Origin of the sequence: Tardiphaga sp. P9-11 (assembly GCF_008329525.1) — a bacterium.
GTDB lineage: Bacteria > Pseudomonadota > Alphaproteobacteria > Rhizobiales > Xanthobacteraceae > Tardiphaga.
On the sequence record NZ_NPKQ01000009.1, the window covers coordinates 131,926 to 157,704 of the forward strand.

Sequence of the window (25,779 nt, forward strand, 5' to 3'; positions counted from 1 at the left end):
AACGGGCTTATCAGTAGCCGAAGGCGCTGCCGGGATTGGCGAGTTCGGTCAGGGCGCCGATGATCTGATGCTGCCGATAGGGCTTCGGGATGAAACGGCCGCCATCAGGCAGGTCGCCCTCGTGTATCTTGAAATGGCCTGATGTCGCGATGATGCGGATCGGCGGCCAGCGATTGGCGACCGCATGGGCGAGCTTGAGCCCGTTCATCGAGCCAGGCATGTCGATATCGGTAAAGATGATGCGGATATCGTCGCGCGCTTCGAGCACGCGGATCGCAGCGTCAGCATCCTGCGCCTCGATTACCCGGAACCCGGCTTCCGTGATCATTTCGACCGCATACATCCGCAACAGCACGTCATCCTCGACGACAAGGACGGTGGTGCGAAGGGCGGTGTCGTTTGCGACAGCGTCATGGGCCATGGGATTTGAACCTTGATGGGCGGTTCCATACGCCAGAGGGCCGAAAGTGGCTCGTATGGTTGACGAAGGCAGCGGTCGATCAGTCGTGGTCAGGTCGGCAAATGAATCGGGAACGCGAATATGGGAACGTGAACATGGGTCGTGCTGAAACCGTTTTGGTTCGGATGTTTGCTAAGCAACGTGGCCGGCCATTCGTTCCGTCACCTGCGAGATAATTCGCACTGTGACGGAATCCACGGCGCTACCCGCTCAGTCGGCCTTGCGACCAGCGTCAGTACGGTCGCGGACTGTTTTGAAGACGCCATGCGCGGTCGCAACCACGTGATCGTTCACGCTGACCTCGGTGCTCATGAAGATCAGGCTCTTGGTGGAACGCACGACCTTGGGGCGCGAGATCATCAGGTCGCCTATCCGCGCGGCATCGACGAAATAAGTATCCATCTGGACCGTGGCGAGCGCCTCGACCCCCGCAGCCTCGCGCGCCGCCATGCCACAGCTGCGATCGGCCAGCGTCATCACCGCCCCGCCCTGAACCACGCCGCGGCGGTTGCGGTGCTTGTCCTGGCCGAGGATCGCGAATTCGTGCGCGCCGTGGACGATCCGGTGCCACATCGGGCCGACGAAATGGATGAACCCGTCATCGTCCATGATGCTCCAGCCGGCGGCTTCGAGTTCGGCATTGGCCGCGTCAGTCGCCGCATCAGACATGGATTTTCCTTCTTGGAGATATCGGTGGGCTGGAGGGAGTGAGGGCTAGGTCATACAAAAGCGGGGGACCGCTGGATAGGACGCCATAAGCCGGTCTTGCCACGGTATCTGCATGGCTCCTCGTTCGTCATTCCGGGGCGCGCGTCGCCGGGGAATGACAGCGTGGGGCGGCAAGACAGCGCCAAACATTTTTTCCTATCCTCCGTTGACATCATCCTCGTCAGGTTTATATTCCCCCCGTCCTGCCCCACCGAGAGGGGCGATCGCGATCGTCACGTTCGCGGGGTGGGATGCGGTGGACGCCGGAGATGCGGCGTCACGGGAGATGTGGGTGACGGCTGTCTTGCGGCAGGCCGGATCGTCTGTGGTCAGGATACCACTGGGACAGGCGGCACGGTTTGTCTTGAGATGGAAGAAACCTGCAGATCAAGTGACGGACGACCAACTCAAAACGCGTTCGGCTTACTCGCTTGAGGCACCCTGTCCCTTCGCCTTGGGACTGTAATTTTGGTGATGGAATCGTTCGACAGAACCGTTCGCCATGGCAAAGCGCAAGCAATCGAAAAAACACCGCATGCGGAACGCTGGGCACTTGCCCTGCGCCTCCGAAAGTCCTGATGCACTACCTTGCGGAAGACCGCATCGGCATCAGGCCCAAGGGTGCAACGGGCACCCGGCGTTCCGCACGCCCTCTCACAGGGGGCGGGAATGCAAGAGACGACGGCGCCCCCGCGCCGCAAACAATGGGGGCGATGTCGTATGTCTGAAGGATAGTGGCTGTTTGACATTCACATCAGCAACGACGCTTGGGCGCCAGAAGTATCCCTCCCTCAAGCGTTGCGTAGCAATGCGCAGTGGGAGGGAAAGGGAAGAGGCGCTGCCCGATGTACTCCCTACACCTTCACCATCCGCTTGCCCCGGTTCTCACCGGCCAGCAATCCGATCAACGCCTGCGGCGTATTTTCCAATCCGTCGATGACATCTTCCTGCACCTTGAGCTTGCCCGATGCGACCCAGGACTGCAGATCGGTCAACGCGCGCTCGCGCTGGTTCATATAGTCCATCACGATGAAGCCCTGCATGGTCAGGCGTTTCACCACGATGAGACCGGGCACGCCGCGCGGGCCGGTCGCAGAGGGCGCACCGTCATATTGCGAGATGGCGCCGCAGCAGGCGATGCGGCCGTTGAGATTCATCTGTGCGAGACAAGCTTCGAGAATATCGCCACCGACATTGTCGAAATACACATCGATGCCACCCGGCGCCGCGGCCTTCAGCGCCTTGAACACCGCGCCGTCCTTGTAATCGACCGCGGCATCGAAACCGAGTTCCCTGGTCAGCCAGTCGCATTTGTCCTTGCCGCCGGCGATGCCGATCACACGGCAGCCCTTGATCTTGGCGATCTGGCCGACGATGGAGCCGACCGAACCGGCCGCGGCCGAAACGACGACGGTCTCGCCTGTCTTGGGCTTGCCGACGTCCAGCAGGCCGAAATAGGCTGTCAGCCCGGCGATGCCATAGACGCTGAGCAGGTGCGTCATCGGTTCCATTGATGGCATCTTGCTGAGATGCTTGGCCGGCACCGCCGCGTAATTCTGCCAGCCGGTGTCGCCGAACACGATGTCGCCCGGCTTCAGCGCAGGCGACTTCGACGACACGACTTCGGCAATGCCGCCGCCCGCCATCACCGTATTGGCCTCGACCGCCGCGCGATAGGTTGCGCCGTGCATCCATGCGCGATTGGCAGCATCGAGCGAGATGTAACGCACGCGCAGCAGCGCCTCCCCGTCCTTCGGTTCGGGAACCGCACCCTTTGATAGTTTGAAATGCTCGGGCCCCAATTTTCCTGTGGGCTTTTCGACGAGCAGCACCTGATGATTGATGGTGTCGGTCGTTACGTCGGTCATGGCCGTTGTCTCCCTGTTTTTCTTTTGTCGAAACTTGTTGCAGTCGCCGCGCATAAAACAATCAGACTGCACAGTTTTTGTAGTTGGCGATGACGCTATGCGGCAGCGCGGCATTCCACAACGGCTATTTGCCGCCTGATGATACCGAAACGGTACGCGGCTGACGAAGCTTGTTGCGTGCCCTGATCAATATGACAGACTGTCGCAGTTGGGAATGTGTAACGGGGGTCGGTATGTCGAACAGGTTTACGCAATACATTCTGATCGCGATGGCGCTGGGCATCGTGATGGGCTCGCTGGTTTTCAACTATTTGCCCGATAGCCGCGGCGAGATCGCGGCCGACGTCAATCTGATCGCCATGTTGTTTCTGCGCCTGATCAAGATGATCATCGCGCCCTTGGTCTTCGCCACCCTGGTCGGCGGCATCGCCCATATGGGCTCGGGCTCCAAGCTCGGCCGCATCTTCGCCAAGACCATGGGCTGGTTCGTCAGCGCCTCCTTCATCTCGCTGCTGCTCGGCCTGGTGATGGTCAACCTGCTGCAGCCCGGCGCGAATTTCCCGGGAACGCTGCCGGCCGCGGGCCAGTCGACGGGCCTGCCGGTATCGGCTTTCTCCATTGAAAAATTCCTCACCCATTTGATCCCGACCTCCATCGCGGACGCGATGGCGCAGAACGAGATCCTGCAGATCGTGATCTTCGCGGTGTTCTTCGCAGTTGCGATGGGTGCGATGCCGGAGCGCTCCAAGCCGATGCTGCAACTGATCGATGACCTTGGTCACATCATGTTGAAGGTCACCGGCTATGTGATGCTGTTCGCACCGCTCGCGGTATGGGCGGCAATCATGGCAACAGTGGCGAAGAACGGGCTCGGCGTACTGTGGAAGCTGATCGTCTTCATGGGCGGTTTCTACCTGTCGCTGATGATCCTGTGGGGCATCCTTGTGGTTGTCGGCTTCATCGTCATCGGGCCGCGCTACAGCCATCTGCTGCGGCTGATCCGCGAACCGCTGATGATCGCCTTCTCCACCGCGAGCTCGGAAGCCGCCTATCCGAAGACGCTGGAGGGTCTCAACCGCTTTGGTGCCTCGTCGCGCATCTCCAGTTTCGTGCTGCCGCTGGGCTATTCGTTCAATCTCGACGGCACGATGATGTATTGCACCTTCGCCAGTATCTTCATCGCGCAGACCTATCACATCGAGATGTCGCTCGGCACGCAGCTCGCGATGCTGGCGACGCTGATGATCACCTCGAAGGGTGTAGCCGGCGTGCCACGCGCCTCGCTGGTGGTGATCGCGTCGACGCTCAGCCAGTTCAACATTCCCGAAGCGGGCCTGTTGATGATCATGGGCATCGATACTTTCCTGGATATGGGCCGCAGCGCCACAAATGTGATCGGCAATTCGCTGGCCACGGCTGTGGTGGCGAAATGGGAGGGCGAACTCGCGCCCGAACATGAGCTCGGCCCTGACGATGTGGTGCCCGGCGACATGATCCCCGGAGAAATCCCTGCCCTCGGACATGGTTGAGGTGCATGATGCGCGACTATCTGACCGGTTCGATCACCGGGCTGCTGGCTGCTTTGCTGCTGGCGACGACCGCGCAGGCGCAAGCGCCTGCGGAAGGGCTTAGCCCGACGCTGGCAGCGATCAAGAAGGCGCATGTGGTCAAGCTCGGCTATCGCGAGAGTTCGCCGCCATTCTCGTTCCTCGATCAAGCGGGGCGTCCGATCGGCTATAGTCTCGAACTCTGCGAGGCCATCGTCGAGGACATCGGCATTGAAGTCGACGATCCCCAGCTCAAGATCGAATACGTCAAAGTCACGTCGGACGATCGCATTCCCGCCGTGGTCGACGGCAAGATCGATCTCGAATGCGGCTCGACCACAGCCAATGCCGAACGCCGCAAGCTGGTCGCGTTCTCGCCGCTGATGTTCGTCGCCGGCACCAAGCTGATGGTGCCGAAGACGACAAGCGCGGTCGCACCGACCGACTTCAAGGGCAAGACCATCGTCGTCACCAAAGGCACGACCAACGAGCAGGCGATGTATGCGGTCGACAGGAAGTTCAATCTCGGCCTCAATATCGTGGCTTCGCCGGATCACGAGCAGAGCTATCAGATGCTGGTCGACGGCAAGGCCGATGCCTTCGCGACCGACGATATCCTGTTGTCGGGCCTGATCGCACGACACAAGTCGCAGGACAAATTCCGCGTGGTCGGCGATTATCTGTCCTACGATCCCTACGGCATCATGTTTCGCAAGGGCGAGAAGCAGCTGAGCGAAGTCGTCGAGCGCACGTTTCGCCGGCTCGGCTCCAATCGCGATCTGATCCCGCTCTACAACAAATGGTTCGTCGCGCGTCTGCCGACCGGCGAACGCATGGGCGTCTCGATCTCGCCGCAGCTCGAGGAGAGTTTCAAGGTGCTGGACGACTCAGCGGGCGGGACGAATTGACCGCAAACTGTCATTCCGGGGCGCGGGCGGCGCGAGCCGCACGCGAACCCGGAATCTCTGGATGTTCATCACTCCGGGATTCCGGGTTCGCGCAAGAACGCGCCCCGGAATGACGAGTGAAATTGCCCTAGAAAAACACGAGGTCCTGCGCCTTGCCGCCGCGCAGCACCGTCGCGTATTCGATCGCTGCGAATAATCCACCCGCGACATAGATCTTGCGTGGTACGGCGCGCGCCAGTTGCTGGCTCAAGCGCACGGCATCCTCGATCTCATTGGCCACATGAATGCGCGCGACCGGGTGGGCCTTGCGCGCAGCCGCGCCGACAACCCGCGCATCGGCGCCTTTATGATAGGCGCGGGTGCACACGATCGTATCGAAGACGGGCGCGAGGTGTTTGGCGATATCGTCGACATTCTTGTCACCGGAGACGCCGAGCACGAGAATCCAGTTATCGGCACCATGGATCGCGCGAAGCCCTTTCAAGGCCTGCGCGACGCCGTCGGGCGTGTGACCGACATCGATGACGGTCAGGGGATCGCGCTGGACGATCTCGAGCCGACCCGGCCACCTGGTGTCGCGCAACCCGGTCCTGATTGCGTGATCGATGGCGCTGGTGGTCCCGTCCGGATGCATGCGCTGCATCCAGAGAATGAACAGTGCAGCGGCAACCGCAGCATTGTTGAGCTGGAAATCGCCGGCCAGCATAAGTTCGAGCGCCCGAAGATCGAACGCGCCAAGCCGGCAGTTGAAGGTCTGGCCCTTGATCGACGCAAACACGTTGCTGATCGTGATCTCGTCACCGACGTGGAGGCCGGTGACGTTCCGGTTGCGGTTATATTCGGCGAGATTGCTGCGCAGGGGCAGGCAGTTCTCGCCATAGACGACCGTGCCGCCCGAAATGCAGGCATCGCTCTTGTCGCACGCGATCAGCTCCAGCGAGTTGCCGAGCAGGTTGACGTGTTCGAGATCGACCGAAGTGACACTGGTGATATCGGCACCGACCAGTCGAACCGGATCGTAGCGTCCGCCGATCCCTGCCTCGAACACCGCGAATTCGCATTCGGTCTCCTGGAAATACAGGCAGGCCAGCGCGAACTGCGCCTCGAAGGCACCAAAGGTTTCATGCAGCGTGTGCTGCTTGAGATCGGCGATGGCGGTGGCGACGCGCAGCACGAGAGCTTCGAGCAATTCGTCGTCGACGGGCACACCGTCAATCTGGAAGCGCTCGTTGAAACGATAGAGATGCGGCGATGTGAACAGGCCCGTGCGCAGGCCGAAGGCGCGGCCGATGCTGGCGCAGAATGCCGCCGTGCTGCCCTTGCCGTTGGAGCCGGTGACAACCACGGAATGTTTACGCAGCCTGATACGGTCGATGGACAGCGCATCGAGCAGCATCGCCAGCCGCGCGAGGCAAAGACCTTCGCCATATTTGGGCAGGTTAAACATCGAGCAGGCCGATCGCCGTGAAAGTATGCCGCCAGATGCGCAGGATCAGATCCTCGCGGCCACTGTCTTCGAGAAAGCGGATCGAGGGATTTGCATTGACCTCAATCACGCGCAAGGCCGCAGCATCTCCGTCGATATCCGTAAACAGGTCGACCGCGCCGGCGCGCAGACCGAGCGCCTTGGCGGCCTGCAGCGCCATCGCAAAGGCAACAGTCTCGTTGCCCGGCGCTGCAAAGCTCATGCTGCCGCCTGCGCTGCGATTCATCCGGCCAAGGATCGCCCGTCGTTCACCGTATGGCAACACGCGATCGAGGGACCTCTCATCGAAGCCGGTCGTGGCCGACGAAATCCCGTGCCGGTCCAGCGCGGACGTCTCCGCGGCGATCAATTGCCTGAGCGTCGCCTTGCCGTTGCCAGTCACAAAGGGCGCCGTCTTCTGCGCGCAATACACGACCTCGTCGTCGAGGATGAACACGCGATATTCCTGGCCGGCATAGACGCGCTGCATCAGGATCGCGTCATAATACTGCGTAACCTGCCTGAGATAGGCTATCAGCGCATCGCCGCCCGCGACAATCTCCGCAAAGTCGCCGCGCGATCCCATCAGAGGTTTGATGAAGGCCCGATCGCCGAGTTCGGCGAAATGCCAGACCGCATCGGCATGTTCGTGACCGGGCGGGCGATGGGCACGATAACGCTCATGCAGGAAGAAGTACTTCCCGCCCAAAGTCGGGACGCCGGCGCGCTCCATCAGTACATTGGCGAAATACTTGTCGTTCGCCAGCGTCGCAGCCGTGGCATTGTTCTGCGGAAAGAACGAGCCGCGGCCGGCGCCGAAAGATGCGCTCCTGCTATTGCGGCCGATAGTAAAGATCAGGCCCGTTCCGCCATCGACCTCGGCGAAATCCAGCCCCGACTGACGGCAGGCATATTCGGCATAGATCGACTGGTCGGGATAGAACGGGGGCTTTCCGGCCCGGATGTCGCGAAGGGATGTCATCAAGGCCAGGCCCAGGATTGAACGAAAAGCCGCCTGTGACGACTTTAACGGGGTGGCGGGAAACTACCGGATCGGGATCGGGCGATCCAGCCGGATACCGTTAACGGCACCCGGCAAGAAATCGAATGGAATCCCCAATATCGGGTAATTTAATGTCGCGGCCAGATCGGCTGCTGCTGCATGGGTAACCTGCTTTGGAAATTAATCGACCGCCTCCCTCAGTCCGCAATTGCACTTCATGGCTTCTTTGACTAATTGTCATTCGCAGCTGCGAGAACCAAAATTAGCCAATAGCCGCAATGGTTTCTCGGCATCGTGACGCGGCAAACAATGGACTTGTTCTAAAAAAGCCCGCACTGGAAAATCAGATCTCATGAGCGCCTTTCACAGAGAGAAAGTTCTTTCCGTCCAGCATTGGACCGATACACTTTTCAGCTTCAAAGCCACCCGCGATGCTTCATTTCGCTTCCTGAACGGCCAGTTCGCCATGATCGGCCTCGAGGTCGACGGCAAGCCGCTGCTGCGCGCCTATTCCATGGCCAGCGCGAACCACGAGGAAGAGCTGGAATTCTTCAGCATCAAGGTGCCAGACGGTCCGCTGACCTCGCGCCTCCAGAAGATCAAGGAAGGCGACACCATCCTGGTCGGCCGCAAGGCGGTTGGTACGCTGATCACCGACAACCTGATCGCCGGAAAGCGGCTGCTGCTGCTGTCGACCGGAACAGGCCTGGCGCCGTTCGCCAGCCTGATCAAGGATCCGGATATCTATGAGCGCTATGAGAGCGTGATCCTGGTGCACGGTTGCCGTCAGGTCTCCGAACTGGCCTATGGCGAGCGTCTGGTCGCGAAGCTGGCTGAGGACGAGCTGTTTGGCGAGCTGATGAAGGACAAGTTCATCTATTATCCGACCGTGACCCGCGAGCCATTCCGCAACCGCGGTCGTATTACGGACCTGATCTCCTCGGCGCAGCTGTTCAACGACATCGGCCAGGGCCCGCTGAACATCGAGACCGACCGCCTCATGCTGTGCGGCAGCCCACACATGCTCGAAGACCTCAAGGTCATGTTCGAAGAGCGCGATTTCATCGAAGGCAGCGGCTCGAAGCCGGGCCACTTCGTGATCGAGAAGGCGTTCGTCGAGCGCTGAGGCAGCCCGACACCATCAAAATTCACTGCACTGCAAAACCCGCGCTCCGGCGCGGGTTTTGTCGTCTGGGGCGCTCGCTTTTTGCAACAATTCATTGAGCGTGACGCGCTAGATTAAGCACTCCGGTGCGATGCTCTGCGGCAACGCATTTGTGATCTTTGCGTCATCGGGTCTGTGTAACGCTAGCGCCATTCATGTCAGGCAGGATTTTTATGGAAACGTTGATGCTTCCCCTCTCGCCGCGCTTCATCGTTTTAACGATCTGCGGCGTCGCCACCTTGCTGCTGGTCGGCATCGGCATTCACGACCCCAAGGTGTTCAATCTTGTCATCATCCCGGCGCTGGTGTTCGGCGGCCTGACGGTGCTCGGCATTCACGACGTGCTGCAGAAGGATCATGCGGTTCTGCGCAACTATCCCATCTCGGCGCATATCCGCTTCCTGCTCGAAGAAATCCGTCCGGAGATGCGGCAGTATTTCTTCGAGAGCGAAAAGGACGGTATGCCGTTCAGCCGCGATACCCGCGCGGTGGTCTATCAGCGCGCAAAGATGGTGCTCGACAAACGTCCCTTCGGTACTCAGAAGGACGTCTATGAAGAGGGCTATGAGTGGATGCATCATTCGGTCGCGCCGCGGCCGCATGCGCCCGAACAGTTCCGCATCACCATCGGCGGGCCGGATTGTTTGAAGCCCTATTCAGCCTCGGTGCTGAACATCTCGGCCATGAGCTTCGGTGCGCTCAGCCCCAATGCGATCCGCGCACTGAATGGCGGCGCCAAGCGTGGCAACTTCGCGCATGACACCGGCGAAGGCGGTGTCAGTCCGTATCATCAGGAGAACGGCGGCGACCTGATCTGGGAAATCGGCTCCGGCTATTTTGGTTGCCGCACGCATGATGGCAACTTCGATCCCGAGGCTTTCGCACGCCTCGCGGTCAACGATCAGATCAAGATGGTCGAACTCAAGATCAGCCAGGGCGCGAAACCCGGCCACGGCGGGGTGTTGCCGGCCGCGAAAGTATCGGAAGAGATCTCACGCATCCGCGGTGTCGCGATGGGCGAAGATTGTATCTCGCCGGCCTATCACAAGGCGTTCTCGACGCCGATCGAGATGATGGAATTCATCGACAAGATGCGCCGGCTGTCCGGCGGCAAGCCGGCCGGTTTCAAGCTGTGCATCGGTCATCCCTGGGAATTCCTGGCGATCTGCAAGGCGATGCTGCAGACCGGTATCTATCCGGATTTTATCGTGGTCGATGGTAATGAAGGCGGCACCGGTGCTGCGCCGCTGGAATTCATGGACCATCTGGGCATGCCGATGCGCGAGGGTGTCAACTTCGTGCACAATGCGCTGATCGGCATCGGAGCGCGTGACCGCATCAAGATCGGCGCCTCCGGCAAGATCGCGACTGCCTTCGATATCGCCCGCGCCATGGCGCTCGGCGCCGACTGGTGCAATTCGGCGCGCGGCTTCATGTTTGCGCTGGGCTGCATCCAGTCGCTGAGCTGCCACACCGACCGCTGCCCGACCGGCGTCACGACGCAGGACCCGACGCGCAATCGCGCGCTCGCCGTGCCGCAGAAGACCGATCGCGTTTACAACTATCACGAGGCGACGCTGCATGCGCTGGCCGAGCTGATTGCGGCGGCCGGTCTCGATCATCCGCAGGATATTCGCCCTGTCCACTTCTCGCACCGCGCCTCGGGCACCGATGTACTGTCCTTCACGCGGATGTATCCGGCCCTGCGCCACAACGAGCTGGTCGATGGCACCGGCGACAAGCGCTTTCGCGATGCATGGGAGATGGCGCAAGCGGCGACATTCGTGCCAGCAGCTCTGGAACGTTCAGCCTAGACCTCTCGATCATTGCGAGGAGCGACGAGGATCAGAACTCGCCGTGCAACCGGCCTGAGAAAATCGAAACCGGCCCGCGATCCTTGTTGTAGGCAGGATTGGCAATCAGCTGGTAGTCGGCCGTGAGGGTGAAGTTCTTGTCGATGGCATAGGCGTAATAGGTTTCGAGCACACGCTCGGTGCCGTAATTCAGCCGTCCGTCGCCGATCAGCAATCCGTTGCCGCCGGCGGCGAGGAAGTCGCGATGCGCGGCGGACAGGCCGTTGATTGCGCCGCCGAGGCCGATCGTGTCATTGGCGCGGCCCCAATGGCTGCCTTTGATCGACACGCCGGCCGAGACGCTGCGGTCGATGTCGGTGAAAGACAGAATCTCGTTCTGGCCGTCATTCCAGCTGGCGCGCGCGAAGATGCCGACGTCATTGGCAACCTGTTGCTCGCCATTGACGTAGAAGCCGTATTTGTCGCTGGCCCGGCGGATCGAGGACATCACGTCGTTGATATCCAGCGTCAGATCATTGGCCTCGATGGCCAGCGCGCCGCGATAGCTGCCGGTGTTGCCGCGATTGATGAAGGCGCCGACGCGCAGCTTGCCGGGCTGATCGAATATCTGGTGGCGTTCCTCGAATTCGACGACGGCCCCGCCGGTTTTAAAGGTGAGGATGTCGCTGTTGGGAGCTGACGGCACCTGGAACAGGCCGGCACGCAGCGCCCAGTCCTTGCGGTTCAGTTCAACCACGGCGCCGCGCGTGAAGCCCGGCAGATCGGCCGGGAAATCGTAGGCAGCCGACGACCACATCGCCCAGTTCATGAAATCGGCGCGCGGATCTTTGGCGTAGGAATTGCCATCGAAGAAATCACCCACCGCGAAGCGTCCGACTGTCAGCGTGATGCGGTCGATGTCGCGCTTGCCCGCCAATTGATTGGCGGCGTCGGGGACGTCTTCCTGTTCGCCGCCAAGGCCAAGCGTCTGGCGGAAGTAATAGCGCTGCATGCGAAAGCGCGGAAACGGTGCGCCCCCTTTTTGCGCCTCGCCGTTGGGGAAGCCGGCGAGGCCGAGCGTGGAGTTAAGGCCGAAGCCCTGCGCCAGCTCAGGATTGAGATAGAGCTCACCGCCCTGCCACAGTCGCCAGCCGAGGAACGCCGTCGTCGTAAAGGTCTCGCGCCCCTGGCCGCCGCCGGGAAGGCTGTTGGTGCCTTCATAGGGCGAGCGAATCCGCGGATAGGCGGACGCGATGAAAGTGGTCTGGGCGTGAACGTTCCAGTCGGTGGATTCCGGCACCGCAGTCTTGCCGGCGATAGGGGCTGACGGCAACCATGGCGGCGTGTCCCACAGCCGATAATTCAAGCCGACTTTGACGGTGTGAATATTCGGATCAACGCTCACATTCGGCAGCCCGGCGTTGCCGAGGTCATGGGTCTGCCGCATTAAATCAAGATAGGCGTACTCGGCCTTCGCGGTCCAGTTGCCGCCAACGGCAAATTCGACGCCCGCGCCGGCGGTCCAGCCGAAATGATCGCGAGTTGTCGAGCCGATGAGACCGCCGTCGGCATCATTGAGATTGAGTTTGGTGCGTCCCCACGCCGCGCCACCGGTGACGTAAGGCATCAACGCACCGAAGGCGTAGCCGATGCGGCCGCGTGCGGTCGCAAAATAATCGAAGGTCGTATGGAAAGGCGCTGGCATCAACCGCGCGGCGTCCTGCGGACTGCTGAACGTGGCGTCGGCCTCGAAGCCCAGCACGACGTTGTTGCTGAGCTGCCTGTTGTAGCCGATCTGGTAGCCGCCGGTCAGGCCGGTCGGCGAAGGCGGCAGGAAAACGCCCTGCGCGGGCAGTGCATTGCTGCCGGGACCAAAGTTGCCGCCGCCATAGCCGATGTGACCGCCGAGATAAAACCCGGTCCAGTCGTAAACTAGGCGGGGCGCTTTCAGCGCCATGTCGGTCGAAATGTCGGCCGCCATCGCAGAGCCATCGAACGCCAATGCACCCAGCGCAAAACCGGCCAAAACGCGCTTCACGACAATACTCGCGATCGGTCGGGGTACTTCATGCGGCCGTCATTTCTCGCTTAGGTCGCCGCTGATCATGCAACGAACCGTTTGATATTCCACAAAAATAGTCGATTCGCCCATAACGGTGTGGGAGTCGAAGGCCGTCACGAAACAAAACGAAACAGAATGAGCACCCCATCGACTCCTTGACTATAATTGCAACTAATTCGCAATAGCAAGAAGCAACTGGAGAAGCATGTCTCAGTGGCAGCCGATCATGACGGTTGGATAACAGCAGCTGGCCGGCACGGCTCGAAAGGCATTCGTCGAGCGCAAAAAAATGACCCGCTCGGGGGACAACCGAGCGGGTCTGGTGCGACACGGGGTGGATGAGGCGCCCGTGTCGGACGCAAATCCACGTCAGTCAATCAAGGGATTAGTAGTTGCAGGTGCGGACGCGGCCGACATAGTTGCCGTAGCCGTCATACTGGCGCACCCAGCCGCAGCGATATCCGTAACCGTAGTAGCCGTTGTTGGCGGCGATGGCGCTACCGACGACTGCGGCGCCGACCACGCCGGCAGCGATGCCGAAGCCGATGCCCGGGCCCTTGGCCTGAGCCTGCTGGGGCGATGCCATCGTGCCGGCAGCGGTGAGAGCAACGAGAGCGAAAGCAGCAATCTTGGACTTGATCGACATGTGATAACTCCATCCTGTTGAAGTGCAGCCATCGTGGCCTGCATGCCAATCAGTCGAAGCCTAAACGGATCAGGTTCGAGACCCGGTCGAACTATTTGGTTTCAGAATTGTGTCGTCATCCGCACGGAATATGTCGTCGTGCAAAGCGCAAACGCCAAGTTAACCATGCCTCAGGCCCCGGCGTCCGGCGCGCGATCGAACGCCGCCACATCGAAGCGGTGCATGTCCGCGAGCAATTCGCAGAATGCCTTTGCACCGTGGGCCAACAGCTTCTCGCCCTTGTCGGCTGATGCCTGGGTGGCATCGCCAATCGCACCTGATGGATGCAGGTCTTCGGCCTGCCACGCGAATGGCGCGGGCCGGCTTGCAGAGAGCCAGCGATAGTTCTTTTCCATCGCGATAGCAGACGATGCACAGTTTGCGATCTTGTTGTTGCGGACATGCTGCGGGTAGCGCGCCAGCATGATCGATGTTTCCAACGCACCGCCATGAATGCCGTGACGCAACTCTTCGTCCGAAAAAAATCCATCCGGCGCACCGAACCGATTCCAGCCGGTGGTGGCGACCAGCATGCCGTATTCGGCGCGCAGGTCCTGCGCCGCGAGCGTCATCGCTGCGCTGTTGCCGCCGTGACTGGTGACGATCACGAGTTTCTGAACACCGGCGCGCGCGACGCTTTCGCCGATCGCGGTCCAGGTCTGCAATGCGATCTCGGTGGGCAGGGTCAGCGTGCCGGGAAAAGCGAGGTGCTCGGTTGAAATGCCCACAGGTTGAAGCGGCAGAAACGTCGCCGGAATATCGGCAGGCAGCAGATGCTGGACCTCTGCAAGATACGCCTGCGCAATCATGACGTCGGTGCCGAGAGGCAGATGCGGTCCGTGCTGCTCGGTCGCGGCCAATGGCAGCACTGCAATCCAGGAGGCCGGATCATTCTGGGCGATGTCGGGCCAGTGGATCGAGGTCCAGTCGCGGGGGGGCATGTTGGCAGTCATCGAGGTGCGTTTCTTTGGTCAATTTTGCAGGGTAGTCTGGCAGTAGATTGCTTTCTATCATGGGCCATAACGGTCGACGGAGTCCAATATGAGCCCGATATCCTTGCTGCGCGCGTTAACCATTGGCGCACTGGCCGTGATGGCCGCGCGGTCGCCCGCCGCAGCGGAAACCAGGCTCGACAAGGTCAGTTTCGGAACCAACTGGGTGGCCGAGGCTGAACATGGCGGCTTCTTCCAGGCGGTCGCGGACGGCACCTACAAGAATTACGGCCTCGACGTCACCATCGTGCCGGGCGGACCGAATGTGAACAACCGCATCCTGTTGATTTCGGGCAAGCTCGACTTCTTCATGAGCGCCAACACGCTGCAATCCTTCGATGCCGTCGCCAATAATGTGCCGGTGGTGGCTGTCGCCGCGATCTTCCAGAAGGACCCGCAGGTCTTTCTGGCGCATCCCAATCCCAAGGTGACCAAGCTCGAAGACCTCAAGCCGATGACGCTGCTGATCTCGAAGGAAGGCGTCGCCGGCTATTTCCAATGGATGCGATCCGAACTCGGTTTCAACGCGTCCAAGGTCAAGCCTTACACCTATAATGCGCAACCCTTCATCGTCGACAAGAACAGCGCGATGCAGGGCTACGTCACATCCGAGCCGTTCGTGGTCGAGAAGCAAGCGAACTTTAAGCCGACAGTGATGCTGCTCGCGGATTACGGTTTCGACGGCTATTCGACACTGATCGAAACGCGCCGGGAATGGGTCGACAAGAAGCCGGATCTCGTCCAGCGCTTCGTCGATGCCTCGATGATCGGTTGGTACAACTATATCTACGGCGATAACAAAGCCGCCAATGACGTCATCAAGAAACTCAACCCGGAAATGACCGATGAGCTGCTGGCCTATTCCATCGCCAAGATGAAGGAATACGGCATCGTCGACTCAGGTGACACGCTGAAAGACGGCATCGGCGCGATGAGCGAAGCGCGTATCGCCAGCTTCTTCGACAAGATGTCACGCGCAGGCGTGGTCAAGCGCGACATCGACTATCGCCAAGCCTATACGCTGCAATTCATCAACAAGGGTGTCGGTCTCGATCTCCGACCGAAGAAGTAACCCGGCAGATGGTCGAGCTTGCCTTGCCGCCGAGCGATGCCCATGCCGCCGTGCGCCTGCGCGGTGTCACGAAGGTCTATGACAACGGCACCGTCGCGCTAGGGCCACTCGATCTCAATATCCGCAAGGGCGAGTTCGTTTCGCTGCTGGGATCGTCCGGCTGCGGGAAATCGACCGCATTGCGCCTCATCGCCGGTCTGATCGCGCCGTCGGCGGGTACTGTGGATGTCGCTGCGCAGAGCAGCAGCCAAGCCATCGGTTTCGTGTTCCAGGAGCCGACGCTGATGCCGTGGAGCACGATCCGCGAGAACGTACGGCTGCCGCTGAAGCTGGCACATATGCCGGATGCGCAATCGAGCGCGCGTGTGGACGAGGCGCTGGCGCAGGTCGGCCTTGCGGACTTCGCTGACGCCTATCCGCGTGAATTGTCGGGCGGCATGAAGATGCGCGCGTCGCTGGCCCGCGCGCTGGTGACCGAGCCGGACATCCTGCTGATGGACGAGCCGTTTGCGGCGCTCGACGAGATCACGCGCTTCCGGCTCAACAATGACTTGCTGACGTTGTGGCGCGAACTCGGCAAGACGGTCATCTTCGTCACCCATTCGGTGTTCGAGTCGGTTTATCTGTCGCAACGCGTCGTGGTGATGACCTCGCGGCCCGGTCGCGTCAGCGCCGAATGCCGTATCGAAGCCGCCGAGCCACGCGACGACGCGTTCCGCACCTCGGTGGCCTATGCCGGCTATTGCCGCGATGTATCGCAGGCCCTGATGCAAGCCAGTGACGCGCAAGTCAGCGCCGCGAAGGCGCAGGCATGAAGGGGTTGGAGCCGTTACCTTCGGTCGATCGCGCTTCGGCTATGCCGGGCAGCATCGTCTGGCCCGTCGTCGTGTTCATTGCGGGCATTGTGCTGTGGGATCTCGTCGTTCGGATCGGCGAAATCCCCCCCTATCTGCTGCCTGGTCCCTTGCTCGTCTTCAAGACGCTGATTGCCGACTGGCCGATCCTGTCTGAATCCCTCGGTGTGACGCTTCTGACCGCGCTCGAGGGCTTCATCGCCGCGGCCATCGGTGGCATCGCGCTGGCGCTGTTGTTCAACCAGTCCAAGTGGCTGGAATATGCGCTGCTGCCCTATGCCATCGTGCTGCAGGTGACGCCCGTCATCGCCATCGCGCCCTTGATGTTGATCTATCTGCCGCAGCAGACGGCCGTTGTCGTCTGCGCCTGGATCGTGGCGTTCTTCCCGGTGCTGGCCAATACGACACTGGGCCTCAATTCGGTGGATCGCAATCTGGTCGGGCTGTTTCAACTTTATCGCGCATCGCGCTGGCAGGTGTTGCGCTATCTGGAGCTTCCGGCGGCATTGCCATTCATACTTGGCGGATTGCGCATTGCCGGCGGATTGTCACTGATCGGTGCGGTGGCGGCAGAAATTGCAGCGGGGGCGGCCGGCGCGGGTTCTGGCCTCGCCTATCGCATTTCGGAATCCAGCTATCGCCTCAATATTCCCCGAATGTTCGCCGCGTTATTGTTGCTGTCCGTTGCGGGGATTGTGATCTATATGCTGCTCGCGCTGGTATCCCACGGATTATTGCGGCGCTGGCATGAGAGTGCACTGCGAAAGGAAAAATAATGGGGACGGGAATCTCTTCGGATAAAATCGATCTGCTGATCTATGGACCGACGAAACCGCTGATCAATAACGGTTTCTCGGACCAGTTCGTATTGCACAAATATGAAACCCAGCACGATCTCGAACGGCTGCCGGCGGGTGTCGCCGAGAAAATCCGTGGCATTGCCGTGACGGGTCTGGTGCCGACCAACAGCGCCGTGCTGGCGAAGTATCCCAAGGTTGAGATCATCTCCTCGTTCGGCGTCGGCTACGATCACGTCGACGCCAAATATGCCGCCGAGAACAATATCCTCGTCACCAACACGCCGGACGTGCTGACCGAGGAAGTCGCCGATACGGCGCTCGGTCTGTTCATTGCCACTGCCCGTGAATTCATCAAGGCGGACAAATATGTCCGTTCGGGCCTGTGGCTGACGCAGCCCTATCCGCTCACGGTCGGCTCGCTGCGCGATCGCAAGGTCGGCATGGTGGGCATGGGCCGCATAGGTCAGGCCATCGCGCGCCGTCTCGACGCCTCGCTGGTGCCGGTGGTCTATCACTCGCGCAATCCGGCCGCCGGCGTCTCGCACAAGCATTATCCGAACCTGATCGAGATGGCGAAGGCGGTGGACACGCTAATCGTCATCACGCCGGGCGGAGCATCGACAGCCAATCTCGTCAATGCGGAAGTGATGCAGGCGCTCGGTCCGCGCGGCATCATCATCAATATCGCACGCGGTTCGGTGATCGACGAGCCTGCACTGATTGCGGCCCTCAAATCGGGCACCATTCTGGCCGCGGGTCTCGACGTGTTTGCGCAGGAGCCCAAAGTGCCGGACGAGCTGAAGTCGATGCAGAACGTCGTGCTGCTGCCGCATGTCGGCTCGGCGTCGGTGGTGACGCGCAACGCGATGGATCAGCTTGTGGTCGACAACCTCAAGCTCTGGTTCGCCGGCAAGGCGCCGACGACGCCGATTGCGGAAACACCACTAAAGGGACGCTGATCGTGAGACTCGCGTCGGGGCGCTGTCGATATTTTGTTCTGGCAGTTGTCGGCGCAATGCTTGTCGGCGCACCGGCGCGAGCTCAGGATGCTGCCACCCTTCGGAAAAACATGATCGGGCAGTGGGAGCTCTCCACCACCGAACGCAGCAAGACCTGCGTGGTGACGCTGAAGAACGACGCGTCACCACAGGGGTTGAAGCTCGAACTCGAACCGGATTGCGCGAAGGCGTTGCCCTTCACCAAGGATATCACAGCCTGGAACATCAAGGGGCTCGATATCGTCCGGCTGCAAAATCCGACGGGCGAAGCGGTGATCGATTTCACCGAAGTCGAGAGCGGCATCTTCGAGGGCATTCGCACCGGCGAAGGTGTCTATATCCTGCAGAACCTGGCGGCGGCGCGCGCTCTGACCAAATCGATGGATCAGATGATCGGCGACTGGTCGATGGTGCGCGGCAGCGGTCGCGTGGTTTGCGGTCTGACGCTGACCAATACCGAAACGACTCAGGACAATTTCGCGGTCTTTCTGAAACCGCGCTGCGACCCCCTGGTGGCGACTTTCAGTCCCAAGCAGTGGCGCCTCGAACGCGGCGAGCTGCTGATGATGTCGGCATCAGGCGAGACCTGGCATTTCGAAGCCGACGACAACGCGCAGTGGCGCCGGGTGCCGGATAGTGCCGATCCGCTGATATTGCTGCGGCAGTAAGAGGTCGCTCTGCGCCTACTTTTGCGGGGGACGACGAGTAGGGGTCGTTGCACGGATTGCGCCCTACGCATCAATCCGCCCGGTTCAAATCAGTTTCTTCGAACCTATTTCCGCTGCGCGTGACCAAGATGAAATGGTTCAAACCCAATTGGAGGGTGAGATGAAATTTTTCGCCTTGGCTTTTTTGTGCCTTTTATTCTTCTCAATGCCTGCCAATGCAAATGACGCAGACACCTTCAATGCAATGGTCGCATTAGCGAACAAGGGAGATGCAGAGGCGCAGTATCATGTGGGCATGATGCACAATAATGGCATCGGCACACCACAGGATCGCAGGCAGGCCTTTGAGTGGTTTCAAAAATCGGCTGCGTCGAACGACCCGTTGGGCGCCTATAAGCTCGGTTGTTACTATGATGGGCAAGGCGCGGGCATCGTTGAGTCCGACTCGGATCGAGCTTTAAAGTACAAGCTTGTTGCGGCCGAAGCCGGCTATTCACGCGCCCAGCACGACGTTGCCAACCTGTACGATCGCCGCGAAAATCCGGAAGAAGCGTTGAAATGGTGGAAGCGGGCGGGCGATCAGGGATATCCGGGCGCCCTCTTTAGTTTGTCTCGTTCGTATTTTGCTGGAAAGGGCACGCCAAGGGATGCATCTTTGACGTATGCGTATTTCAAGCTTTCTCAGATACCACCCAAGAAAAACGTAAATGAGATGGCTTCCACATTGTCCGAGCCAGAGCTCAAGAATGCAGAGAAGATGTTTTCCGAATGGAAGCCACAGGTAACTGCGTTGACGCTGAAGGCGAAGGGCGGCATTCGCGCAGCAGAAGAACATCTGAAAACCGCCAAGAACTAGGTGGCGCCAGTTGCCTTAGATCAGCTTCAGCCCCTTCAAGCTGGCATGGCCGTGTTTGCCGACAATGATGTGATCATGGACCGAAATGCCGAGCGGCGCGGCGACATCGATCACGGCCTTGGTCATCTGCACATCCGCCTGCGACGGCGTGGGATCGCCGGAAGGATGGTTGTGCACCATGATGATGGCCGTTGCGGATAGTTCGAGGGCCCGCTTCACCACCTCGCGCGGATAGACCGGCGTGTGGTCGACGGTGCCGACCTGCTGCACCTCGTCCGAGATCAACTGGTTGCGCTTATCGAGGAACAGGATGCGGAACTGCTCTTTGTCGGCGAAGGCCATGGCCATGCGGCAATAGTCGATCACCGTGGCCCATGACGACAGCACGGTGCGCTGCTTCAATTGCCCTTTGGCGACGCGGCTGGTGGCGGCGGCGATCAGCTTGATCTCGGTGATGGCGGCTTCGCCCAAGCCGCCGACTTCGCGCAGCCGTGTATCGGGCGCATGCACCGTCTCGGCAAAGGAGCCGAATTTCGTGATCAGCGATTTCGCCAGCGGCTTCACATCGCGGCGCGGCAGCGCACGGAACAGCACCATTTCCAGTAATTCGTAATCGCTCAGCGCATCGGCGCCGACACTGCGAAAGCGCTCGCGCAGCCGCTCCCGATGGCCGTGATAGTGCGGGGCTTCGGCAAGACCCGGCGGCGCAGTCGGATCGATGGGGCTGACGGGCATGTGGCGCAAACGCTCGCATGGATCTTATCCACGAGCATGCCGTGCTCGGCTGCATTTGCAACCAGAAAGTGTTCGCTACCGTGTGGCGATTTGAAGTTTATGCGGCGGGCGTCGGCGGCTGTTCGTTACGCCGCTTGGACAGCGTGAAAATCTCGACGCCGGTCGCCGTCACGCCAACGGTGTGCTCGAACTGCGCCGACAGCGAACGGTCGCGGGTCACAGCGGTCCAGCCGTCGGACAACACCTTCACATGTGGCTTGCCGAGATTGATCATCGGCTCGATCGTGAAGAACATGCCGGGGCGCAAGGTCACGCCTTCGCCGGGGCGGCCGACATGGATGATGTTCGGCTCGTCATGGAACATGCGGCCGAGGCCATGGCCGCAGAAGTCGCGCACCACGCTCATCTGCTGCGGTTCGACGAAGCTCTGGATCGCATGGCCGATGTCACCGGTGGTATTGCCGGGCTTGACCACTGCGATGCCGCGCATCAGCGATTCATAGGTGACCTCGACCAGACGCTCCGCCTTGCGGGCGAGTTCGCCGACGCCATACATGCGGCTGGAATCGCCATACCAGCCCTCGACGATGAAGGTCACGTCGACATTGACGATGTCGCCTTCCTTCAGCGCGCGATCGCCGGGCATGCCGTGGCAGACCACGTGATTGATCGAGGTGCAGGTCGAATACCGATAGCCGCGATACATCAGCGTCGCCGGAAAGGCGCCATGGCTGAAGGCGAATTCGCGGACGAAGTCGTCGATCGCGGAAGTCAGCACGCCCGGCTTCACCAGATCGGTCAGCTCGTCCAGGCAGAGCGATACCAGCGCGCCGGCCTTGCGCATGCCAGCAAAAGCGGCGGGACCGTGCAGCTTGATCTGCCCGGTTTTGCGCTGGGTGGTTTCGGAGGCTTCGACGTAGCTCATCAGGTGATCTTGCCAGGCAGGATGCGACGGGAATGTGTGATTTGAGGCCTCAATTTAATGGCTGGGGCGGTCAGCGCAAGCCAAAGCAGCCTCTCCAGGACCTCTTTGCTCGGTCCCCACGCCAGCCATATTCACGGCTGAATCGGCACTCGGCCGGCCAAAACGATGCTGCCGTGGTCGATCCGGCAGGTATAGGCGATGGCTTCGACGCCTGCGGCGCGGGCCTTGTCGAAGGCGCGGCCATAGGCCGGGTCGATATCCCGCGCCAGCGCAAAAGCCGTGGACGAGCCGATCTGGACCACGAACAGCATCACGGCCCGGGCGCCTGCGGCGACCATGGCGGCCAGTTCGTCGAGATGGCGGGCGCCACGCGCGGTGACGGAATCCGGGAACTCTGCCAGTCCCGGCTGGCGCATCATGTGGACGTTCTTGACCTCGAGATAGCAGGGGGGCCGTGAGGCGTGCTCCAGCAAGAAATCCACCCGCGACGCCGCACCATATTTCACCTCTCGGCGGACGACGTCGTAGCCGGTGAGTTCCGAGATTGCATGGGCGGCCAGCGCCTCGGCGACGATGGCGTTGGGGTGCATCGTATTCACGCCGACCAGTTCCGGGCCATTGCCAAAATCGACTTCGATCAGCTCCCACGAAAAAGGCAGCTTGCGCGTCTTGCTCGGAGATTTCGACAGCCAGACGCGCGCGCCCGGCGCCTGCAGTCCGAGCATCGCGCCGGGATTGGCGACATGAGCGGTGATCACGCTGCCATCGGCGAGTTCGACATCAGCAAGGAAGCGCTTGTAGCGCCGCAGCAGTGTCGCCGGGACCAGATCGGCCTGAAGCTTCATCGCCGCCTATTCCGGACCGGATGCGACTTCGACAATGGTTTCGACCGGCAACGCGCCGCCGCGGATCTTTAGCTCGCGAACCGGATAGGGCACGCGGATGCCCTCGCGCTTGAAGGCATCCCACAGGCCCAGCATCACCTCGCTCTTCACCGCATCCATGCCGTCGGGCGAGTCGATCCAGAAGGTCAGCGAGAATTTCATACCAGCTTCGGCGAATTCGGTGAGGATGCAGTTCGGCGTCTTAGCTGTATTGGCGCGTGGCGATGCGGTCGCGACATCGATGGCCAGTTTGCAAACCACGCGTGGATCGGCGTCGTAATTGGCGCTGAAATTGACCTTCACCAGCGTGTCCTTGTCCGTATAGGTCCAGTTCACCACCTTCTGGGTAATAAGGTCCTCGTTGGGGATCAGGAACTCGCGGCCGTCACCCGCGGCGACCGAGATGTAGCGCGTATTCATCGCACTGATGCGGCCGGAGCTGTCACCGATGGTGACGAGGTCGCCGGGCTTCACCGATTTGTCCGCCAGCAGGATCACGCCGCTGATGAAATTGGCGACGATCTTCTGCAGGCCGAAACCGATACCGACACCGACCGCACCGGAGAACACGGCAAGAGCCGAGAGGTTGATACCGACTGCGCCCATCACGAGCGCGACCGCGAACACCATCAACAGCAGCCGCACCAGCTTGATCAGCAGCACCTGGATTGAGGGTGTGAGGTCGTGGGACTGTCTGATCCGGCCTTCGAGAAAATTGCTGGCAATGTTCGACAGCCACAGCGCCACAGCGAGCAGCACGCCGAGCTTGATCAGCAGCAGCGGCGTCAGCCGGAGGCCGCCGAGATCGATCCCATTCGCGTCCAGCATGGTGATGGTCGGCTGCAACTGGCCGATAATGCTGAGCGCCGCCACGAGCCAGGCCGAGATCGACACCAGCCGCACCAGGAATTCGTTGCGGATCACGCTGGTGACCAGCCGGATCACCAGCCACGCCAGCGCAAGTTTGGCGGCTACCGACAGCAGATAACTGCGGCTCGGCCAAGTCACGCTCAGCATGATCACGCGGTCGAGGCTCATCAGGATTGCAAAGGCCGCGGTGGCCGCGCTGCCCACGAGGATGCGCATGAACATGCGCAGCGGCGCCGGCCAGCCCATCGCCAGCGAGGTCATATCGACCCGCGAGCGAACGGCGGCTCCAATGGCGAAGGCAATGCCGCCGCCCGCCATCATCAGTCCGAGCTGCAGATAGAACCACGGTGAGGTCACCTCGGCGCCGAACGATCGTGCGGTCGCCAGCACGAATTCGTGGGTGTCGGTCAGGTCAAGCATCGCGTGGTTCTCGTCATCGTGAAGGTCTTGCCCGGCGTGAAATCATCCAGGACGGCGCATTTGATTCGGATGGGGCGGAGATTCACACAAGCGTCACGTCGGCGCCATCGAGCGCAGCTCCTGCTTGTGAGCAATTCCCGAGAAATATACCTGCAAATGCGTCTAAGGCAGAAAGTGTTTGGCGTCCCGGGATGACGACGATAAGCATGGATTTACAAGTATTTCCGGCCTCGGAGCCTCATGGCGTCACTTGACTCAGTCAGCATCGCTATCCTTCTCGGCGCAGTTCTGGTCATGGCGGGCATCCTGTCCAGCCTGCTTGCGCTTCGCTTCGGCGCGCCCTTGCTGCTGTTCTTCCTGTTCATCGGCATGGCCGCTGGCGAAGCGGGTCCTGGTGGGCTGCGGTTCGACGACGTCCACACGACCTATGTGGTCGGCTCGGTTGCGCTGGCGCTGATCCTGTTCGACGGTGGGCTGAAGACACGATTTCAGGCCATTCGCGCGGTGCTGGCCCCCTCGATGGTGCTGGCCACGATTGGCGTGTTGCTAACGGCGCTGATCACGGCACCGGTCGCCAAATATGCCCTCGACCTGAACTGGACCCAGGCGCTGCTGACTGGCGCGGTAGTGGCTTCCACCGACGCCGCGGCTGTCTTTCTGCTGGTCCATGCGCAGGGCCTGCGCCTGCGGCCGAGGGTTGGTGCGACGCTCGAAGTCGAGTCCGGAACCAACGATCCGTTCGCCGTCTTTCTGACCCTGACGCTGGTCAAATTTCTGTCGCTGGGGAGCGCCTCCGCCGGTCATGTGGCACTGGAATTTGTTCAGGAAGCCGTGCTGGGCACCGTGATCGGCGTCGTCGGTGGCCGGCTGGTTGTCTTGGCCATGAATCGCGTGGCGCTGCCGCAGGGGTTGCATGCGCCCTTCGTCTGCACAGCGGCTTTGGTGATCTTCGGATTGGCTCAGATCGCTCACGCCTCGGGCTTTCTGGCCGTCTATCTCGCCGGCATCATCATCGGCAATCGCCCGACGCGGGCGCACAATTCTGTGGTGACGTTCCTCGACGCTGCGACGTGGCTGGCGCAGATCGTCATGTTCGTGATGCTTGGCCTGCTGGTCTCGCCGCAACGCCTGATCGGCAGCATCATTCCGGCCGTCGGCGTTGCCCTGGTTCTGATGTTCGTGGCGCGCCCGGTCGCGGTCTTCCTGTGTTTGCAGCCCTTCCGCTTCAACTGGCGCGAAAAGATGTTCGTGTCATGGGTCGGCCTGCGCGGTGCCGTCGCAATCTTCCTTGCCTCGATCCCGATGCTGGTCGGTCTGCCCAAGGCGTCGCTGTATTTCGACGTCGCTTTCGTGGTTGTGATCATCTCGCTGTTGTTTCAGGGATGGACGCTGGCTTTTGCCGCCCGGAAGCTGCATGTCGCTCTGCCGCGCACCGACAGGGGGCCGCGCCGTATCGAACTCGATTTGCCAGGTCAGCTCGAACAGCAACTGGTCGGCTATGCCGTGCGTCCGAAGAGCCTGTACCTGAAGCGCAACCTCATTCCGTCATGGTCGAAGCCGACGCTGGTCATTCGCGATGAGCGCATCCTGACTCCGGCGGAGGCTGAGCCTGTTACGGCCGGCGATTACATCTATTTGCTGGCGCCGCCGGAAAAGGCCGAGGCACTGGATCGCTTCTTCGTCGATATGCCGCCGAGCACGGCACCGGACCCGCATCTGCTCGGTGACTTCATGGTGTCGGGTGAAATCACTCTCGGCGATCTTGCGGCGATCTACGGTATCGCCGTCGATCCCGCCCAGGCGGGGCTGACGCTGGCGGATTATTTCGACATTCACCTCGATCATGCGCCAACAGTCGGTGCGGCATTGCCTATCGACAGCATCGATCTCGTCGCGCGCAGTCTCGGCGGCGGGCGTGTCAATGTGGTTGGCCTGCGTCTGCCCGAAGATGAAGACCCCGCGCCGCCGAAGCTGACGCGCGCACAATCGGTCAAGGGTAAGCTGAAGCGTAGCTGGACCGCGCTGTCTGGTGCGTGATCGG

23 protein-coding genes are annotated in these 25,779 nt (G+C 60.9%); 11 read left to right on the forward strand and 12 right to left on the reverse strand.

All coding sequences use genetic code 11. The features are described 5' to 3' along the window. Positions 1-10 precede the first annotated feature (10 nt). From CIW50_RS23755 to CIW50_RS23765, 3 genes are all read right to left on the reverse strand, one after another. The gene (locus CIW50_RS23755; protein WP_149533633.1) at positions 11-421 is read right to left on the reverse strand and encodes a response regulator; all 411 of its coding nucleotides are present in this window, start codon (positions 419-421) and stop codon (positions 11-13) included. 249 nt (positions 422-670) lie between these two features. Further along, complete coding sequence (locus CIW50_RS23760; protein WP_149533634.1) at positions 671-1,129, reverse strand: PaaI family thioesterase; 459 nt, start codon at positions 1,127-1,129, stop codon at positions 671-673. An 893-nt stretch (positions 1,130-2,022) separates the two neighbouring features. Continuing rightward, on the reverse strand, positions 2,023-3,036 hold the full coding sequence (locus CIW50_RS23765; protein ID WP_149533635.1) for an NADP-dependent oxidoreductase: 1,014 nt from the start codon (positions 3,034-3,036) through the stop codon (positions 2,023-2,025). A 233-nt stretch (positions 3,037-3,269) separates the two neighbouring features. Between CIW50_RS23765 and CIW50_RS23770 the strand changes: the two genes are divergently transcribed. Further along, on the forward strand, positions 3,270-4,565 hold the full coding sequence (locus tag CIW50_RS23770; protein WP_149533636.1) for a dicarboxylate/amino acid:cation symporter: 1,296 nt from the start codon (positions 3,270-3,272) through the stop codon (positions 4,563-4,565). 8 nt (positions 4,566-4,573) lie between these two features. Beyond that, complete coding sequence (locus CIW50_RS23775; RefSeq protein WP_149533637.1) at positions 4,574-5,491, forward strand: amino acid ABC transporter substrate-binding protein; 918 nt, start codon at positions 4,574-4,576, stop codon at positions 5,489-5,491. 127 nt (positions 5,492-5,618) lie between these two features. Here the strand turns inward: CIW50_RS23775 and CIW50_RS23780 are convergent, their stop codons facing one another. Further along, positions 5,619-6,938: a bifunctional folylpolyglutamate synthase/dihydrofolate synthase gene (locus tag CIW50_RS23780; RefSeq protein ID WP_149533638.1), complete on the reverse strand. Its 1,320-nt coding sequence runs from the start codon at positions 6,936-6,938 to the stop codon at positions 5,619-5,621. Then, complete coding sequence (locus CIW50_RS23785; RefSeq protein ID WP_149533639.1) at positions 6,931-7,938, reverse strand: ATP-grasp domain-containing protein; 1,008 nt, start codon at positions 7,936-7,938, stop codon at positions 6,931-6,933. The genes CIW50_RS23780 and CIW50_RS23785 overlap by 8 nt, the downstream gene beginning before the upstream one ends. 373 nt (positions 7,939-8,311) lie before the next feature. Here CIW50_RS23785 and CIW50_RS23790 point away from each other — a divergent pair, with 373 nt between their 5' ends. Further along, positions 8,312-9,085 carry a ferredoxin--NADP reductase gene (locus CIW50_RS23790; RefSeq protein WP_149533640.1) on the forward strand — a complete coding sequence of 258 codons (774 nt, stop codon included), beginning with the start codon at positions 8,312-8,314 and terminating at the stop codon, positions 9,083-9,085. Between the two features lie 212 nt (positions 9,086-9,297). Beyond that, positions 9,298-10,938: an FMN-binding glutamate synthase family protein gene (locus CIW50_RS23795; RefSeq protein ID WP_149533641.1), complete on the forward strand. Its 1,641-nt coding sequence runs from the start codon at positions 9,298-9,300 to the stop codon at positions 10,936-10,938. Positions 10,939-10,969: 31 nt separating this feature from the next. Here CIW50_RS23795 and CIW50_RS23800 read toward each other — a convergent pair whose 3' ends face one another. The 3 genes from CIW50_RS23800 to CIW50_RS23810 form a co-directional block, all read right to left on the reverse strand. After that, entirely contained in the window at positions 10,970-12,898 is a 1,929-nt protein-coding gene (locus CIW50_RS23800) for a carbohydrate porin (RefSeq protein WP_149533728.1), read from the reverse strand. A 466-nt stretch (positions 12,899-13,364) separates the two neighbouring features. Next, positions 13,365-13,625: a hypothetical protein gene (locus CIW50_RS23805; RefSeq protein WP_149533642.1), complete on the reverse strand. Its 261-nt coding sequence runs from the start codon at positions 13,623-13,625 to the stop codon at positions 13,365-13,367. Between the two features lie 170 nt (positions 13,626-13,795). Beyond that, positions 13,796-14,617 carry a creatininase family protein gene (locus tag CIW50_RS23810; protein ID WP_149533643.1) on the reverse strand — a complete coding sequence of 274 codons (822 nt, stop codon included), beginning with the start codon at positions 14,615-14,617 and terminating at the stop codon, positions 13,796-13,798. Positions 14,618-14,705: 88 nt separating this feature from the next. Here CIW50_RS23810 and CIW50_RS23815 point away from each other — a divergent pair, with 88 nt between their 5' ends. The 6 genes from CIW50_RS23815 (at position 14,706) to CIW50_RS23840 (ending at position 19,904) form a co-directional block, all read left to right on the forward strand. Further along, positions 14,706-15,728, forward strand: a complete 1,023-nt coding sequence (locus CIW50_RS23815; RefSeq protein WP_149533644.1) for an ABC transporter substrate-binding protein — start codon at positions 14,706-14,708, stop codon at positions 15,726-15,728. 8 nt (positions 15,729-15,736) lie between these two features. Beyond that, positions 15,737-16,543: an ABC transporter ATP-binding protein gene (locus CIW50_RS23820; protein ID WP_149533645.1), complete on the forward strand. Its 807-nt coding sequence runs from the start codon at positions 15,737-15,739 to the stop codon at positions 16,541-16,543. A gap of 41 nt (positions 16,544-16,584) precedes the next feature. Continuing rightward, on the forward strand, positions 16,585-17,358 hold the full coding sequence (locus CIW50_RS23825) for an ABC transporter permease (RefSeq protein WP_149533729.1): 774 nt from the start codon (positions 16,585-16,587) through the stop codon (positions 17,356-17,358). Continuing rightward, complete coding sequence (locus tag CIW50_RS23830; protein ID WP_149533646.1) at positions 17,358-18,341, forward strand: 2-hydroxyacid dehydrogenase; 984 nt, start codon at positions 17,358-17,360, stop codon at positions 18,339-18,341. The genes CIW50_RS23825 and CIW50_RS23830 overlap by 1 nt, the downstream gene beginning before the upstream one ends. A gap of 56 nt (positions 18,342-18,397) precedes the next feature. Then, complete coding sequence (locus tag CIW50_RS23835) at positions 18,398-19,048, forward strand: AprI/Inh family metalloprotease inhibitor (RefSeq protein WP_149533730.1); 651 nt, start codon at positions 18,398-18,400, stop codon at positions 19,046-19,048. Positions 19,049-19,208: 160 nt separating this feature from the next. Beyond that, positions 19,209-19,904 carry a tetratricopeptide repeat protein gene (locus CIW50_RS23840; RefSeq protein ID WP_172980445.1) on the forward strand — a complete coding sequence of 232 codons (696 nt, stop codon included), beginning with the start codon at positions 19,209-19,211 and terminating at the stop codon, positions 19,902-19,904. Positions 19,905-19,919: 15 nt separating this feature from the next. Here the strand turns inward: CIW50_RS23840 and radC are convergent, their stop codons facing one another. The 4 genes from radC to CIW50_RS23860 all read right to left on the reverse strand — a co-directional run bounded on the left by radC (position 19,920) and on the right by CIW50_RS23860 (position 23,738). Then, positions 19,920-20,639 carry a RadC family protein gene (radC, locus tag CIW50_RS23845; protein ID WP_149533648.1) on the reverse strand — a complete coding sequence of 240 codons (720 nt, stop codon included), beginning with the start codon at positions 20,637-20,639 and terminating at the stop codon, positions 19,920-19,922. 97 nt (positions 20,640-20,736) lie between these two features. Next, positions 20,737-21,564: a type I methionyl aminopeptidase gene (gene map, locus CIW50_RS23850; RefSeq protein ID WP_149533649.1), complete on the reverse strand. Its 828-nt coding sequence runs from the start codon at positions 21,562-21,564 to the stop codon at positions 20,737-20,739. A 131-nt stretch (positions 21,565-21,695) separates the two neighbouring features. Beyond that, positions 21,696-22,409 (reverse strand): DNA/RNA nuclease SfsA, encoded by a 714-nt coding sequence (gene sfsA, locus CIW50_RS23855; protein ID WP_149533650.1) that lies wholly within the window; start codon positions 22,407-22,409, stop codon positions 21,696-21,698. 6 nt (positions 22,410-22,415) lie between these two features. Next, positions 22,416-23,738 (reverse strand): mechanosensitive ion channel family protein, encoded by a 1,323-nt coding sequence (locus tag CIW50_RS23860; RefSeq protein ID WP_149533651.1) that lies wholly within the window; start codon positions 23,736-23,738, stop codon positions 22,416-22,418. 240 nt (positions 23,739-23,978) lie between these two features. Between CIW50_RS23860 and CIW50_RS23865 the strand changes: the two genes are divergently transcribed. Further along, complete coding sequence (locus tag CIW50_RS23865; RefSeq protein WP_149533652.1) at positions 23,979-25,775, forward strand: potassium/proton antiporter; 1,797 nt, start codon at positions 23,979-23,981, stop codon at positions 25,773-25,775. Positions 25,776-25,779: the final 4 nt, after the last annotated feature.

Excerpts from the sequence above, each read along its gene's own strand:
- CIW50_RS23755 (WP_149533633.1), bottom strand. The coding sequence starts at position 421 with ATGGCCCATGACGCTGTCGCAAACGACACCGCCCTTCGCACCACCGTC.
- CIW50_RS23760 (WP_149533634.1), bottom strand. The coding sequence starts at position 1,129 with ATGTCTGATGCGGCGACTGACGCGGCCAATGCCGAACTCGAAGCCGCC.
- CIW50_RS23765 (WP_149533635.1), bottom strand. The coding sequence starts at position 3,036 with ATGACCGACGTAACGACCGACACCATCAATCATCAGGTGCTGCTCGTC.
- CIW50_RS23770 (WP_149533636.1), top strand. The coding sequence starts at position 3,270 with ATGTCGAACAGGTTTACGCAATACATTCTGATCGCGATGGCGCTGGGC.
- CIW50_RS23775 (WP_149533637.1), top strand. The coding sequence starts at position 4,574 with ATGCGCGACTATCTGACCGGTTCGATCACCGGGCTGCTGGCTGCTTTG.
- CIW50_RS23780 (WP_149533638.1), bottom strand. The coding sequence starts at position 6,938 with ATGTTTAACCTGCCCAAATATGGCGAAGGTCTTTGCCTCGCGCGGCTG.
- CIW50_RS23785 (WP_149533639.1), bottom strand. The coding sequence starts at position 7,938 with ATGACATCCCTTCGCGACATCCGGGCCGGAAAGCCCCCGTTCTATCCC.
- CIW50_RS23790 (WP_149533640.1), top strand. The coding sequence starts at position 8,312 with ATGAGCGCCTTTCACAGAGAGAAAGTTCTTTCCGTCCAGCATTGGACC.
- CIW50_RS23795 (WP_149533641.1), top strand. The coding sequence starts at position 9,298 with ATGGAAACGTTGATGCTTCCCCTCTCGCCGCGCTTCATCGTTTTAACG.
- CIW50_RS23800 (WP_149533728.1), bottom strand. The coding sequence starts at position 12,898 with ATGGCGGCCGACATTTCGACCGACATGGCGCTGAAAGCGCCCCGCCTA.
- CIW50_RS23805 (WP_149533642.1), bottom strand. The coding sequence starts at position 13,625 with ATGTCGATCAAGTCCAAGATTGCTGCTTTCGCTCTCGTTGCTCTCACC.
- CIW50_RS23810 (WP_149533643.1), bottom strand. The coding sequence starts at position 14,617 with ATGACTGCCAACATGCCCCCCCGCGACTGGACCTCGATCCACTGGCCC.
- CIW50_RS23815 (WP_149533644.1), top strand. The coding sequence starts at position 14,706 with ATGAGCCCGATATCCTTGCTGCGCGCGTTAACCATTGGCGCACTGGCC.
- CIW50_RS23820 (WP_149533645.1), top strand. The coding sequence starts at position 15,737 with ATGGTCGAGCTTGCCTTGCCGCCGAGCGATGCCCATGCCGCCGTGCGC.
- CIW50_RS23825 (WP_149533729.1), top strand. The coding sequence starts at position 16,585 with ATGCCGGGCAGCATCGTCTGGCCCGTCGTCGTGTTCATTGCGGGCATT.
- CIW50_RS23830 (WP_149533646.1), top strand. The coding sequence starts at position 17,358 with ATGGGGACGGGAATCTCTTCGGATAAAATCGATCTGCTGATCTATGGA.
- CIW50_RS23835 (WP_149533730.1), top strand. The coding sequence starts at position 18,398 with ATGCTTGTCGGCGCACCGGCGCGAGCTCAGGATGCTGCCACCCTTCGG.
- CIW50_RS23840 (WP_172980445.1), top strand. The coding sequence starts at position 19,209 with ATGAAATTTTTCGCCTTGGCTTTTTTGTGCCTTTTATTCTTCTCAATG.
- radC (WP_149533648.1), bottom strand. The coding sequence starts at position 20,639 with ATGCCCGTCAGCCCCATCGATCCGACTGCGCCGCCGGGTCTTGCCGAA.
- map (WP_149533649.1), bottom strand. The coding sequence starts at position 21,564 with ATGAGCTACGTCGAAGCCTCCGAAACCACCCAGCGCAAAACCGGGCAG.
- sfsA (WP_149533650.1), bottom strand. The coding sequence starts at position 22,409 with ATGAAGCTTCAGGCCGATCTGGTCCCGGCGACACTGCTGCGGCGCTAC.
- CIW50_RS23860 (WP_149533651.1), bottom strand. The coding sequence starts at position 23,738 with ATGCTTGACCTGACCGACACCCACGAATTCGTGCTGGCGACCGCACGA.
- CIW50_RS23865 (WP_149533652.1), top strand. The coding sequence starts at position 23,979 with ATGGCGTCACTTGACTCAGTCAGCATCGCTATCCTTCTCGGCGCAGTT.